The sequence below is a fragment of the Microbacterium sp. J1-1 genome, assembly GCF_024498615.1.
Lineage (GTDB): Bacteria > Actinomycetota > Actinomycetes > Actinomycetales > Microbacteriaceae > Microbacterium > Microbacterium aurugineum.
In genome coordinates, this window is the sequence record NZ_CP089590.1 from 1,697,257 (window position 1) to 1,710,405 (window position 13,149).

Genomic DNA, 13,149 nt, shown 5'->3' on the forward strand with positions numbered 1-13,149 from the left:
ACTCTTCGCGTCACGCGGTCCGGAACGCCTTTCGCAGAAGCGGACGGGTCGCCCAGGTGCTGGCCCACACGAGGGCGATGCCGACACCGACCACAACGCTGATCGTCAGCACCGACACGGGCGCCGTGATCACCGCGATCCCCACGAGCGGGAACACCAGGAGTGCCGCGATCAGAGCCGAGCCGAGCGCCGTGACGAGCAGGGGAGACATGATCGCGCGACGGCGGGCACGATCCACCGTCTCCACCGGCATGCCCAGGTGATGGAGGCTGCGATGCAGCTCCCGCTGGTCGAGCACGTCCGATGCCTGATTGACTCCGACGGAGGCGGCGACCATGAGGAATGAGCCGATCAACGTGATGATGAGACCCGTGCGGATATCACGGGCGAGGGCGAAGTCGGCGGCGGATGCATCCGCGCTCGTCATCACATTCATCAGCGCGACGCCGGTGCCTGCGAACACGGCCATGAAGCTCGCCATCGCGATGCCGCCGACCTGACGCCAGGCCGCTTTCGGCGAGTCGAGAACGATGCGTGCCGCGAGCAACCGCTCGGGCTGTTCGGCACGACGCAGCTGGCGGGACGCCGAGACCTTGAGAACCCAGGGGCCGATCACGTTGAGGACGGCCAGGGCGGCGCCGAACAGTCCGGCGAGGACGACGACGGTGATGACGAAGCCGCCGATTGACGGGAACACCGAGATCAGCACGAAGGCGATGGCGATGGCACCGGCAGCGAGAAGGGCGCGGATCCAGTGCACGCTCGACACGGTCGTGCGGGTGCGGACACCGAGTGGTGAGATCACGACGCGACGGAGGCCGATGACCGCACTCGCGGACGCGAGCACGAGCACACCGGCGAAGACGAGGGCGATCAGTGGCGGTGGAAGGATGACCGCGCCGAATCCGAGCGGTTCGCCCCGGAAGGGGATGAGCCCGATCAGAGGGCTGATCGCGAGGTGCCCGAGGACGCCGGCGAGTGCTCCGGCGGCGGCGACGAGGGCAGACTCGGCGACCGTGACCACGGTGACGCCACCGGGGGTGACCCCCAGCAGGCGAAGTGTCGAGAGTCGTTCGTCACGGCGACGCGCCGACAGGCGTGCCGCCGCGCCGCCGAGCGACATCAGTGGGACGACGAGAAGCACGAGGGCGATCGCCGCGAGCGCCTGATACAGAGGGGCGTAGTCATCGGACCACCCCCAGAACGACTGGGCTCCACCGATCACCGTCAGGACGAGCGTCGTCACGACACCGAACGCGATGACCGGGAGCGCGAGCACGCTGTTCTGCCCGGGAGCAGGGCGCAGCAGCATGGACAGGACATTGCCGTTCACGCGGCCACCGCCGAGGGGATGATGCGACCGTCGCGGACGGCGATCGTCCGGGTGCAGCGCGCGGCGACATCGGGGTCGTGGGTCACGACGACGAGTGTCCGCCCTTGACCTGTCGTCGACCACAGGAGTGCGTCCATCACCTCGGACGACGTCTGCGAGTCGAGGGCGCCGGTCGGTTCGTCGGCGAAGACCAGTTCTGCACCGGTGGCCTGCGCACGGGCGATGGCCACCCGCTGGGCCTGCCCGCCCGACAGCTCGCCGATCCGACGCTCTTCCATCCCGGCGAGCCCGAGCGCGGCGAGCCAGGAGGCCGCGTGCGGGACGGCATCCCGTCGCCGGACACCGTTGATCATGGAGGCGAGGGCGACGTTCTCCACGGCCGTGAGCTCTGGGATGAGGAGTCCCTGCTGGAAGACGAAGCCGAACCGCTCGCGCCGGAGCCGGGAACGGGCTGACTCCCCGAGGGCGGTGACCTCGATCGGCGCGCCTTCGGCCGGACGGAAGACGACACTTCCCGCATCGGGCGCGGTGATACCTGCCAGAACGTGCAGGAGCGTTGTTTTGCCGGAACCGGAGGCACCCATGATCGCGACGGACTCGCCGCGACCGATCGCGAGGTCGACACCGGCGAGTGCGCGGGTCATGCCGAAGGTCTTGCTGAGGGCGTGGGCTTCGATCACAGGAACATTCATGATCCCAGCCTCTCCGTCGCCCCGCCCTGGGTCGTCGGCCTGGCGGATGACGATGCGGACCCGAGGTCATCCCGTCGAATGAGATCGGGTCCGCACGTGTCTCAGAGAGCGCGCTGCCAGCCGCCGGCGTACGACACCGGGACGAAGCCGATCGCCTCATTGATGTTCAGCATCGGCCGGTTCTCCTCCGCGTTGAAGGTGGAGACCACGGTGGAATCCGGCATCAACTCCCGCCAGCGGAGCAGATTCGCACACTTCACGATCGTGCCGAGACGATGCCCCCGGTGGTCCTTGCTGACCAGAGTGCCGAACTGGTGCGTGACCCCGGTGCGGTCGGCCGCGATGAGAAGCTCGTTGTAGGCGACGAGCTCTCCGGTGGACACGTGTTCGACGGCGACGACCGAGACGGCCTGACCTGCACCGAGGAGACGCGCTTCGCGGCGCACGACGCGCTCCGCGTCCCAGGCCTCCTCGGGGAAGTCCATGTCGCCGCTCGGCGCATCCGTCGACAGCCGCGCGAGGACCCCGGCGAAGCCGTCCCGCAGCTGCGGCGGGGTCGGCATGTTCCACTCGATGACGCGATAGTCGGCTCCGGCCACTGCGAGCGCGTCGTCCAGCGCGGTGCGCAAGGGGGCAGGGTCGCTCCGGAGGTCGAACTCGCTGTTGCGCTCGACCTGCTCCAGGACGAACCCGTTCGCCTCGGCCAGGTCGGAGAGTGGGGTCGCCGGGATGCGACCCCACCCGGTGCGCGGAACGAGCATCCGGTCGGCGTCCTTCGGGCGGTGGAGACTCCAGAGCTGCAGAAGACTCCGACCACGCGCACGCGCTTCCACTTCGGCGCGGGCGAGCAGAGCATCCTCGACGCCCCGGCCCCAGTGCGCTTCCGGCACCAGCAGGTCGAGCTCCGCGGCATGCGCCTCGGCCTCCTGCGCGAAGGAGACCGTGATCATCCCGACGATCTCGTCGTCCACGCGGGCGACGAAACCGAGGTCGAGTGAATCGGTGTCGTCCTGCCAGTCCGGGAGCATCTGCGCGGCGTCTGGAGCGAGATCGGGCAGACCGACCTGCTCGTCGCAGATTCGCCGGTTGAGTTCGCCGTATGCGCGGAAATCCGCGGCGTCGTCATCGTCCAGGGAGACCGGCACCACCAGGGGGGTGATCGTCGGTTCGATGGTCGTCATGTCTTTTCCTTCGAGTGGGGCTTCCGAGGGAGCCGGTGTGTGGAGCGGGTGCCCGCATCCGCCCGTGACGAGCACGGGCGGATGCGGCGCGGGGGATGGGGGAGCTGTCACGGCCGGACGTCCGTCAGCGCATCCCCCGCTGCATGTCGAACGTCAGCAGGGCGGACGACTCGGCGGCGGAGCGGTGGCGCTGCTCTCCGAGGAGGAACAGCTCGGACGGGTCGATGTACAGGCCGCGGCGGTGTCGCTGCGGGCGCTGCGCCCTCTGGAACAGCCAGAGGCCGATCCGGAGGGAGAGACGATCCGCGAGCGAGAGGCGGCGCAGTTCGTCGGGACGGGGGATCTGGAGGACCTCACGGTCCTCGATATCGGGCGGGTGGGAGACGCTGCGGTGCAACGTGGTGTTCACGGTGATTCCTTCGTGAGTGATGGTGAGATGGGGTGCGGAAGCACCGACGCCCGACCGCCGAAGCAGTCGGGGACGGTGCGGAGGGATGCGGCTCCTCGGTCCTGCGAAGACGCAGATGCCGAAGGCGGCGGAAGATCCGTGATCTGGAGCAGATCAGAGGGTGGGGCGCGGAAGGACCGACCGGAGACAGCCCACTACGGGCCGGGATTCTCGGGGTGCGGTTCTAGCAGAGCGCGCTCGAGCGGACGCCGGCGGTTACCGAGAACGCAGGGCGCGGCGCAAAGTGCGCGGGCGCGGCGAGGCCAGTGGCCTGTGCGTTGAGCTGAATCATCATCGGTAACCTCCTTTCGTGTGGCGATCCGGAGGCCACCGTAGCGAACGCGCGCCGGAGACGTCAAGCATCTGGTCCCGGACTCGGCGTGTCGCGACCCTATCCGGTTCCGTGGGCATCCGCGCGGGATCACCGTTCCGGCCCGGAATTCCGGTAGCGTAGCCGCGTGATTCTCCCCGGACGAGCGGTGCCCGCATGCATCTGAAGAGCCTGACGCTCAAAGGGTTCAAGTCGTTCGCGCAGCCGACGAGTTTCGTGTTCGAGCCCGGTGTCACCTGCATCGTCGGTCCGAACGGCTCCGGAAAGTCCAATGTCGTCGACGCCCTCGCCTGGGTGATGGGGGAGCAGGGGGCGAAGACCCTGCGCGGCGGCAAGATGGAGGACGTGATCTTCGCGGGCACCTCGACCCGCGGTCCGCTCGGGCGCGCCGAGGTGCAGCTCACCATCGACAATGCCGACGGCGCTCTGCCGATCGAGTACGCCGAGGTGACGATCAGCCGCACGCTGTTCCGGAACGGTTCGAGCGAGTATGCGATCAACGGCGAGGGCTGCCGTCTTCTCGACCTGCAGGAGCTCTTGAGCGATTCAGGTCTGGGGCGCGAGATGCACGTGATCGTGGGTCAAGGACGTCTGGACACGGTGTTGCAGGCCTCTCCGGAAGATCGACGGGGCTTCATCGAGGAGGCCGCCGGAATCCTCAAGCATCGGCGACGCAAGGAGAAGACCCTCCGCAAGCTCGACGCCATGCAGACCAATCTCACCCGTCTGAGCGACCTCGCCGGAGAGATCCGGCGCCAACTCAAGCCCCTCGGGCGCCAGGCGGAGATCGCGCGGGAGGCGCAGACCATCGCTGCCGTGGTCCGTGATGCCAAGGCGAGGATCTTCGCCGACGACGTGGTCGCTCTGCGCACCGCTCTGGCCGACCACACGCGCACCGAGCACGAACGCCACACCGAACGCCTGGTGCTGTCGGACCAGGCGGAGACGGTGCGGGCGAGCATCGCGCGCCTCGAGCACGAGCAGAACTCGGTCGCCGTCGACGAGGCGCGCAGCGTCGCCTTCGGGCTGGAGCAGGTGCAGGAGCGGATGCGCGGCCTCTACACGCTGGCGAATCAGCGCCTCGCGTTGCTCGGATCGGAGGAGGACGACGCCGCCGTCACCACGGTCACCGTCACTCAGGCCACGATCGACGAGGCGAAGGAAGAGATCGACGTGATCTCCGCCGGGCTGGGGGATGCGCAGGACGCGGCCGCGTCGGCGAGCCGCGAAGTGGTGCAGGCCCGCGCAGAACTGGACACGCTCGACGTGGACATCGCCGAGCAGAGCGCACTGGTCTCCGAGTACGACATGCGCATCTCCGCGCTGCGTGGCACGGCCGACGCGGCCTCCTCGGCCCTCGCCGCGGTGCGTGGGGCCGTTCTCCGGCAGGAGAATGCGCTCGAAGCGGCGAACATGCGTCGTCGAGAGGCCGCGGAGGCGCTCGAGGCGATCGACGATGCCGAGGCGCCCGAGGGCACCGCCGTCGAGTACGCCGCCGCGTACGACAGTGCCCAACGCGCCTCCACGGCGGCGGAAGCGGAACGGGAGACCCTGCGCGAGCGCCTGCACACCGCTGAGCGTGAGGTCGATGCTCTGACGGCGAAGGCCGCCGCTCTGAGCAGCGCACTGGCGCTGTCCGGTGGAGCGGCAGAGGTCGTCGAAGCCGGTGGGCGGGGCGTGCGCGGGCTCGTCGGTGACTCCGTGCAGGTCCGCGCCGGCTTCGAAGCAGCGATCGCGGCGGTGCTGGGCCCGCTCGCCGAGGGCGTGCTCATCGATACCGCCGCCGATGCCTTCGCGCAGGCCGAGCAGGCGGCCGAACATCGCCGGGGAGTGGTCGACTTCGTCGTCGCGGACGTGCCTGCCCCCCGGTCCGTGGTCGTCGCACCGATCGACGGTGTCACGCCTGCGGTGGAGACCGTCACCGCCCCCGATGGTGTTCTCGGCATCCTGTCCCATGTCCTCATCGCGAACGACCTGGACGCGGCTCGTGCTGCGCGCACAGCGCTCGACACGGCGGGCGACACGTCCACGACGATCGTGACGGTCGGTGGCGATGTGATCACGGCGCACACCCTGCGAACCGGGTCCGGCGGCGAGCGCTCACGGCTCGAACTCGCCGCGGAGCGGGATGCCGCAGCGGAACGACTCGCCGAGGTCCAGATCGTGGTCGACTCCCTCCGTGAGGCTCGGGAGGATGCAAACGAAGCGGTGGAGACGGCCCGCCGCCAGGCGAAAGATGCGCTGCGGGCTCTCCGCGAACACGACGCCGCTCTCGCCACGCATGCGGAGCAGCTGAACCGGGTCACGGTGCGGCACGAGTCCGCGGTCGCCGAGTGTGAACGGCTCGAGACGGGGCTCGCCCAGGCGCAGGCCGCGGTTGCCGACGCCGAGGCGAAGGCCACCGATGCGAAGGTCGCACTGGACGAGGCGATCGCCACACCGCGGCCGGTACTCGACGCTTCCGCCCGCGACGGACTCCTGGAGGCGCTCGAACTCGCCCGGGAGGGAGAACTGCGGTCACGTCTCGAGATCGAGACTCTGCGTGAGCGGGTGCGGGCTGCCCAGGCGAGGGTGGCGAGTCTCGAACGGCAACGCGAACAGGAGCGGGATGCCGCGGCGGAAGCCGCACGCCGCGCCGTGATCCGTCGCGCTCAGCGCGAGGCTGCCTCCGGGGTGGCCGACGAACTCCCGCGCATCCTCGACTCGCTCGACCGATCGGTCACGGAAGCCCGTGTCGCTCTCGCCGAAGCCGAGGCGGCGCGCTCGGCGCAGAACCAGGAACTCGTCGCCCTGCGTGCCCAGGAGACGTCGCTCCGGGAACGCCTGGCCGGGCTGACGGAGAGCGTGCACGGGCTCGAGCTGCAGATCCACGAGAAGAAGCTGCACCTGAGCAGCCTGCTCGAGCGGGTGTCGTCCGAGCTGTCGCTCGACGAAGATATTCTCGTTGCGGAATATGGTCCCGATCAGCTGGTTCCTCGTGATCCGGGGACGGAACAGGCCGCCGAGGACGCGCACGACGACACCGCCATCCCGTTCGATCGTCGTATCCAGCAGCGTCGTCTGGCCGAGGCGGAGCGGAAGCTCGCGCAACTCGGCCGGGTGAACCCTCTGGCGCTCGAGGAGTTCGCTGCGCTCGAACAGCGCCATGCATTCCTCACGGAGCAGCTCGCTGACCTGACGCAGACGCGGGAGGACCTCCTGACGATCATCGCCGACCTCGACGAGCGGATGGAGACGATCTTCGCGAGCGCCTTCGAAGACACCAAGGAGGCCTTCGGCCAGGTCTTCCCGCTGCTCTTCCCCGGTGGGACCGGGAGCATCTCGCTGACCGATCCCGACAACTTGCTGACGACCGGCATCGAGGTGTCGGTGCGTCCGGTCGGGAAGAAGATCGAGAGGCTGTCGCTCCTCTCCGGCGGTGAGCGTTCGCTGGCTGCCGTCGCGCTGCTCGTGGCGATCTTCAAGGCGCGGCCGAGCCCCTTCTACATCCTCGATGAGGTCGAGGCCGCGCTGGACGACGCGAACCTCGGGCGGCTGCTCACGGTGTTCGAGCAGCTGCGGGAGAGCTCCCAGCTGCTCATCATCACCCACCAGAAGCGCACGATGGAGATCGCGGATGCGCTCTACGGTGTCTCGATGCGTCAGGACGGCGTGTCTGCGGTCGTCGGGCAGCGGGTCGGCGACAGGGCGGCCGCTGCCGTCTGACCGATCGAGGTCGGCTTCGCGGTCGATTCGCCTGCGCTACCCGTAGGCTGGAGGGATGGCGGAGAAGTCTTGGTCACTCGGTCGCGCACTGCGCGGCATGTTCGTCAAACCCACGATCGATGAGACCACGTGGGAGGACCTCGAGACAGCGCTGATCACCGCGGACTTCGGTCCCGACATCAGTGAGCGCGTCGTCGAGGAACTGCGTGCGAAGGTCGACAAGTACCGCACCACCGATCCCCAGGACCTGCAGCGAATGCTGCGGGAGACCCTGGAGGAGCACTTCGCGAAGTTCGACACCACCCTCAAGCTCACCGAGCGTCCCGCCGTCGTGCTGGTCGTCGGGGTCAACGGCGTCGGCAAGACCACGACCATCGGCAAATTCACGAAGTTCCTCCGCGGCTACCAGCGCAGTGTCGTGGTCGGTGCGGCGGACACGTTCCGTGCTGCTGCGGTCGATCAGCTCGCCACGTGGGCGCAGCGCGGGGGTGCAGCGATCGTCCGCCCGCAGCAGGAAGGTCAGGATCCCGCCTCCGTCGCCTTCCAGACTGTCGAGTACGCCAAGCGCGAAGGCATCGAGATCGCGATCATCGACACCGCCGGGCGTCTGCACACCAAGGGCGGTCTCATGGACGAGCTCACCAAGGTGCGGCGGGTGATCGAGAAGCAGGCGCCCATCAGCGAGGTCCTTCTCGTCCTCGACGCGACCACCGGGCAGAACGGCGTGATGCAGGCAGAGGCCTTCCTCGAGCACGCGGGCGTCACGGGGCTCGTCCTCACCAAGCTCGACGGCTCGGCCAAGGGCGGGTTCGTGCTGGCCGTTCAAGAGCGCACCGGTATCCCGGTGAAGCTCCTCGGCCAGGGGGAGGGGATCGACGATCTCACCGGTTTCACGCCTCATGTCTTCGTCCAATCCCTGGTCGGCTGAGGACGGGACTACCGCCGTGAGCACGAGGCTGGTTTCATAGCGTTATGGCGATCGAACACGACTACTTCGGACTCCTGTCCTCGGGCCCCGACGGCTCGATCTTCTGGTCGGAGACCGTGGAGCTCGGTGACCAGAGCGTCACCGTCGATCTGACCGCGCCGGACCAGGACGATGTGTCCGCCGACGCGCTCGACATCGCCGCCGGACTCATCGCCGGCCTCGAGAACGTGGACGGGACGGCACGTCGCGGCATGCTGGCCGAGGTGGACGACCGCACCAGCGAGGTGACCGAGTACATTCTGCAGCAGCAGGAGGCCTACGGCGATGACCTCCCTGACGTCCTCGTCGATGTGTCGGGCGACGCCGCGGTGGACATCATCCGCTCGCTCCGACTGATGAGCATGACGATCCTGGCCGACGAGCACGGCGGTTCGGAACCCTTCGCCGTGCTCGAGTACGCCCTGGACGACAGCTCGTCCGACGATGTCCTGCTCGTGAACCTCGGCTCGGACGGTTCCGTCCAGTCGGTGATGAGCGCCGACTGAGGCGCCACCGCCGCGGGTGGCGCCTCAGACCCGGCAAGGTCAGACGGCCTGCGCGAAACCGAGGTCCGCGCTGTCTGCGATGTGCGCGAGGTGCTCGGGGATCTCTCGTCCCTTCGACACCATCGACTGTGCCCACAGACGACCCGCACGGTAAGACGAGCGCACGAGGGGGCCGGCGAGGACGCCGAGGAAGCCGATGCGCTCGGCCTCTTCCTTGAACTCCACGAACTCGGCCGGCTTCACCCAGCGCGCGACGGGGTGATGGCGCGGTGACGGACGCAGGTACTGCGTGATCGTGATGATGTCGCAGCCGGCGTCATGGAGGTCGTGCAACGCCTGGACGACCTCCTCCGGTTCCTCGCCCATCCCCAGGATCAGGTTCGACTTCGTGATCAGACCGGCGTCGCGGGCCTGCGTGAGGACGTTGAGGGAGCGCTCGTAGCGGAACGCCGGACGGATGCGCTTGAAGATGCGGGGCACGGTCTCGACGTTGTGCGCGAACACCTCAGGGCGGGCATCGAAGATCTGCCCGAGGAAGGCCGGATCGGCGTTGTGCTCGTTCGCGAGCAGTTCGACGCCGGTGTTCGGGTTGAGCTCGTGGATCTTCCGGACGGTCTCGGCGTTGAGCCAGGCGCCCGTGTCGGGGAGGTCGTCCCGCGCGACGCTCGTCACCGTGGCGTAGCGGAGGTTCATGCGCACGACGCTCTCGGCGACGCGGCGGGGCTCGTCGGTGTCGTAGGCGTCGGGCTTGCCCGTGTCGATCTGGCAGAAGTCGCAGCGGCGGGTGCACTGCGAGCCCCCGATGAGGAACGTCGCCTCCCGGTCCTCCCAGCACTCGTAGATGTTCGGGCAGCCGGCTTCCTGACACACCGTGTGCAGGTCCTCGCTCTTCACAAGAGAGTGCAGCGCCGTGTATTCCGGGCCCATCTTCGCTTTGGTCTTGATCCACTCGGGCTTGCGCTCGATGGGGGTCTCGGCGTTGCGGACCTCCAATCGGAGGAGCTTGCGTCCTTCGGGGGCGGCGGTCATGCGGGAACTCCTGCGTACTCGGTGAGGAAGGCGGTCGTGACGTGATCGATGACGTCGGCGGGGGAGACGTCGGCTCCGACGATCTCGCTCACGGTGGTGACTCCGGCATCGGTGATGCCGCACGGGATGATCCCGCGGAATCCCACCAGGCTGTTGTCGCAGTTGATCGCGAAGCCGTGCATCGTGACGCCCTGCTGCACTCGCACGCCGATGGCCGCGACCTTGTCCTCCGAGAGCGGGCGGCGAACCCAGACGCCGCTCCGTCCGTCGACCTGGTACCCGTCCACTCCCAGAGGGCGGAGCACGTCGATCAGGATGCGTTCCAGCCGCCGCACGTGAGCGACGACGTCCATCGGTTCGGGGAGCCGGACGATGGGATACCCGACGAGCTGGCCGGGTCCGTGCCAGGTGATCTTTCCCCCGCGGTCGACGTCGATGACGGGTGTGCCGTCCTGAGGGCGTTCGTGCGGCTCGGTGCGCTTGCCGGCGGTGTAGACCGCCTCATGCTCGAGCAGGATCAGCGTGTCCGGTCGACTTCCGTCCACCACCTCGGTGTGAACGCGGCGCTGCAGTTCCCACCCGTCGGCGTACGGCACGAGGTCCGGAGCCAGTCCCGGAGTGAGGATGTCCAGCATGAACGTCTCCCATCATCGATTAGTTGGATTGGGTCTAACAATACTCCCGACGAGACGCATCGGATGCATACCGGTCGCGCGCGGTAGCGTGAGGGCATGAGTTCCACCGGCCGTGCGGGGCGCCCCAAGGCGTCGTCCCGCGAGACTCTCGCGGAGGCCGCATGCGAGCTCTTCCTCGAACGCGGGTACGACGGCACATCGGTGGCCGACATCACTCAGCGCGCAGGCGTGAGCCGATCGAGCTTCTTCAACTACTTCACTTCGAAGAGTGACGTGTTGTGGTCCGGCGTCGACGAGCGGATCGAAGACGCGCTCGAGTCCCTCGACGATCTCGGGACGCGCGCGACGGGCGAGGCCGTCCGGGACATCCTTCTGCTCGTCGTCCGAGACTTCGCGCCCGATGCATTGGCTCTCGCGCTCCGTAACGCGGCCGCCATGGGGCTCGAGGATGAACTCGTTCGCGACACCGGTCTGCGTCTGGCGAAGCTCTCTGCAGGAGTGTCGCGCGCGGCTCGCGGTTCCGGGGTCGATGCGGTGCGTGCCGACATCCTCGGCGCCGCGCACGCCGCGGCCGTCTTCTCGTCGCTGCGGGTCTGGGCCGAGCAGGGGGCCGGCCGGGGTACTCCGGAAGCCGTACTCGCCGATGCGCTGGGGACGATCCACGACCTTCCCTGGTCGGACTGACCCCGCTCGGCGACCGAGCTCCGCGCTGCGCTGAGCGTGGAGGCTCCGCTCGCGTAGAATCGACAGCACCATGGCTACCTTTGGCACGCTCTCCGATCGGCTCACCGAGACCTTCCGCAACCTTCGCACGAAGGGAAAGCTCACCGCGGCCGACGTCGACGGCACCGTACGGGAGATCCGTCGCGCGCTGCTCGACGCCGACGTCGCGCTCGTCGTCGTCAAGGACTTCACCGCCAGAGTGCGTGAGCGCGCGCTCGGTGACGAGGTCAACAAGGCGCTGAACCCCGCGCAGCAGGTCGTGCAGATCGTCAACGAGGAGCTCGTCCAGATCCTCGGCGGCGAGCAGCGTCGGCTGCAGTTCGCGAAGACCGCTCCGACCGTGATCATGCTCGCGGGTCTGCAGGGTTCGGGTAAGACGACGTTCGCGGGCAAGCTGGCGAAGCAGCTCGAGGGCGAAGGGCACACGCCCCTCCTGGTCGCCGCCGACCTTCAGCGCCCGAACGCCGTCAACCAGCTCCAGGTCGTGGCGGAGCAGGCCGGCGCCACCATCTACGCCCCGGAGCCCGGCAACGGCGTCGGGGATCCGGTGAAGGTCTCGCGCGATGGTGTCGAGTATGCGCGACGTCAGCAGCACGATGTCGTGATCATCGACACGGCCGGCCGTCTCGGCGTCGACGCCGAACTCATGAAGCAGGCCGCCGACATCCGCAAGGCGGTCACCCCCGACGAGGTCCTGTTCGTCATCGACGCGATGATCGGTCAGGATGCCGTCAACACGGCCAAGGCGTTCCAGGAGGGTGTCGACTTCACCGGCGTCGTGCTGTCGAAGCTCGACGGCGACGCACGTGGTGGCGCGGCTCTCTCCGTGGCCTCCGTGACCGGCCGTCCGATCATCTTCGCGTCGACGGGCGAGCGCCTCGAAGACCTCGAGCCGTTCCACCCCGACCGTATGGCGAGCCGGATCCTCGACCTCGGCGACATCCTGACCCTCATCGAGCAGGCCCAGCAGGCCTTCGACGAGGAAGAGGCCATGAAGATGGCCGAGAAGCTTGCGACCGAGGCCTTCACCCTCGAGGACTTCCTCGACCAGCTTCAGCAGATGAAGAAGATGGGTTCGATGAAGAAGATGCTCGGGATGCTTCCGGGCATGGGGCAGATGAAGCAGCAGCTCGAGGACTTCGACGAGCGTGAGATCGATCGCACCGAAGCCATCATCCGTTCGATGACGCCGGGGGAGCGGCGAAACCCGAAGGTGCTCAACGGCTCGCGCCGTCTGCGCATCGCCCGTGGTGCCGGCATGACGGTCACCGACGTGAACCAGCTCGTGCAGCGGTTCGAGCAGGCCGCGAAGATGATGAAGACGGTAGCCCGAGGGGGCACGCCCAACATCCCCGGTATGGGTGCGGTGCCCGGCATGGGACGTCCCGGTGCTTCCTCGAAGCGGGGGAAGGGCAAGAAGGGCAAGTCTTCCGGCGGTTCTCGTTCGGGCAACCCGGCCAAGCGCGCTGCGGAGAACGCGGGCATCACCTCCTCGGCCGCACCCACGGGGTCGGGCTTCGGGTTGGGTAATGCCCCCCAGGCTCCCAGCGAGGCCGATCTCGCGGAGATCCAGAAGCTCTTCGGCAAGGGCTGAGCCTG

At 68.2% G+C, this 13,149-nt stretch carries 11 protein-coding genes; 5 read left to right on the forward strand and 6 right to left on the reverse strand.

Going from position 1 to position 13,149, the window contains the following annotated elements; translation table 11 throughout:
• Nucleotides 1-10 precede the first annotated feature (10 nt).
• The 4 genes from LRQ07_RS08020 to LRQ07_RS08035 all read right to left on the reverse strand — a co-directional run bounded on the left by LRQ07_RS08020 (nt 11) and on the right by LRQ07_RS08035 (nt 3,615).
• Nucleotides 11-1,333, reverse strand: coding sequence for an FtsX-like permease family protein (locus LRQ07_RS08020; RefSeq protein WP_256536344.1), 1,323 nt, complete (start codon nt 1,331-1,333; stop codon nt 11-13).
• Nucleotides 1,330-2,025, reverse strand: coding sequence for an ABC transporter ATP-binding protein (locus tag LRQ07_RS08025; protein ID WP_131490931.1), 696 nt, complete (start codon nt 2,023-2,025; stop codon nt 1,330-1,332). Before LRQ07_RS08025 ends, LRQ07_RS08020 begins: the two co-directional genes overlap by 4 nt.
• Nucleotides 2,026-2,126: 101 nt before the next feature.
• Nucleotides 2,127-3,206 (reverse strand): GNAT family N-acetyltransferase, encoded by a 1,080-nt coding sequence (locus LRQ07_RS08030; protein WP_256536345.1) that lies wholly within the window; start codon nt 3,204-3,206, stop codon nt 2,127-2,129.
• Nucleotides 3,207-3,330: 124 nt separating this feature from the next.
• Nucleotides 3,331-3,615, reverse strand: coding sequence for a hypothetical protein (locus LRQ07_RS08035; protein WP_047523395.1), 285 nt, complete (start codon nt 3,613-3,615; stop codon nt 3,331-3,333).
• A gap of 526 nt (nt 3,616-4,141) precedes the next feature.
• Here LRQ07_RS08035 and smc point away from each other — a divergent pair.
• Genes smc through LRQ07_RS08050 form a run of 3 tightly spaced genes read left to right on the forward strand, consistent with a single transcriptional unit; the run spans nt 4,142 to nt 9,163 of the window.
• Nucleotides 4,142-7,690, forward strand: coding sequence for a chromosome segregation protein SMC (smc, locus tag LRQ07_RS08040; protein WP_256536346.1), 3,549 nt, complete (start codon nt 4,142-4,144; stop codon nt 7,688-7,690).
• A gap of 55 nt (nt 7,691-7,745) precedes the next feature.
• Nucleotides 7,746-8,618: a signal recognition particle-docking protein FtsY gene (gene ftsY, locus LRQ07_RS08045; protein WP_047523393.1), complete on the forward strand. Its 873-nt coding sequence runs from the start codon at nt 7,746-7,748 to the stop codon at nt 8,616-8,618.
• Nucleotides 8,619-8,662: 44 nt separating this feature from the next.
• Nucleotides 8,663-9,163: a DUF2004 domain-containing protein gene (locus LRQ07_RS08050; protein WP_047523392.1), complete on the forward strand. Its 501-nt coding sequence runs from the start codon at nt 8,663-8,665 to the stop codon at nt 9,161-9,163.
• 39 nt (nt 9,164-9,202) lie between these two features.
• On the opposite strand, the gene lipA is transcribed toward LRQ07_RS08050, so the two are convergent.
• Together lipA and lipB are read right to left on the reverse strand one after the other, a co-directional pair.
• A complete protein-coding gene (gene lipA / locus LRQ07_RS08055; protein WP_256536347.1) occupies nt 9,203-10,192 on the reverse strand; it encodes a lipoyl synthase in 990 nt (329 codons plus the stop codon).
• The gene (gene lipB, locus LRQ07_RS08060) at nt 10,189-10,827 is read right to left on the reverse strand and encodes a lipoyl(octanoyl) transferase LipB (RefSeq protein WP_232761934.1); all 639 of its coding nucleotides are present in this window, start codon (nt 10,825-10,827) and stop codon (nt 10,189-10,191) included. The genes lipA and lipB overlap by 4 nt, the downstream gene beginning before the upstream one ends.
• A gap of 96 nt (nt 10,828-10,923) precedes the next feature.
• Here lipB and LRQ07_RS08065 point away from each other — a divergent pair, with 96 nt between their 5' ends.
• Nucleotides 10,924-11,511: a TetR/AcrR family transcriptional regulator gene (locus LRQ07_RS08065; protein WP_256536348.1), complete on the forward strand. Its 588-nt coding sequence runs from the start codon at nt 10,924-10,926 to the stop codon at nt 11,509-11,511.
• A gap of 70 nt (nt 11,512-11,581) precedes the next feature.
• Nucleotides 11,582-13,144 (forward strand): signal recognition particle protein, encoded by a 1,563-nt coding sequence (gene ffh / locus LRQ07_RS08070; protein WP_047523388.1) that lies wholly within the window; start codon nt 11,582-11,584, stop codon nt 13,142-13,144.
• Nucleotides 13,145-13,149 lie beyond the last annotated feature (5 nt).

Coding starts and splice junctions, on each gene's coding strand:
- LRQ07_RS08025 (WP_131490931.1), bottom strand. CDS start 2,025: ATGAATGTTCCTGTGATCGAAGCCCACGCCCTCAGCAAGACCTTCGGC.
- LRQ07_RS08030 (WP_256536345.1), bottom strand. CDS start 3,206: ATGACGACCATCGAACCGACGATCACCCCCCTGGTGGTGCCGGTCTCC.
- smc (WP_256536346.1), top strand. CDS start 4,142: ATGCATCTGAAGAGCCTGACGCTCAAAGGGTTCAAGTCGTTCGCGCAG.
- ftsY (WP_047523393.1), top strand. CDS start 7,746: ATGGCGGAGAAGTCTTGGTCACTCGGTCGCGCACTGCGCGGCATGTTC.
- LRQ07_RS08050 (WP_047523392.1), top strand. CDS start 8,663: ATGGCGATCGAACACGACTACTTCGGACTCCTGTCCTCGGGCCCCGAC.
- lipA (WP_256536347.1), bottom strand. CDS start 10,192: ATGACCGCCGCCCCCGAAGGACGCAAGCTCCTCCGATTGGAGGTCCGC.
- lipB (WP_232761934.1), bottom strand. CDS start 10,827: ATGCTGGACATCCTCACTCCGGGACTGGCTCCGGACCTCGTGCCGTAC.
- LRQ07_RS08065 (WP_256536348.1), top strand. CDS start 10,924: ATGAGTTCCACCGGCCGTGCGGGGCGCCCCAAGGCGTCGTCCCGCGAG.
- ffh (WP_047523388.1), top strand. CDS start 11,582: ATGGCTACCTTTGGCACGCTCTCCGATCGGCTCACCGAGACCTTCCGC.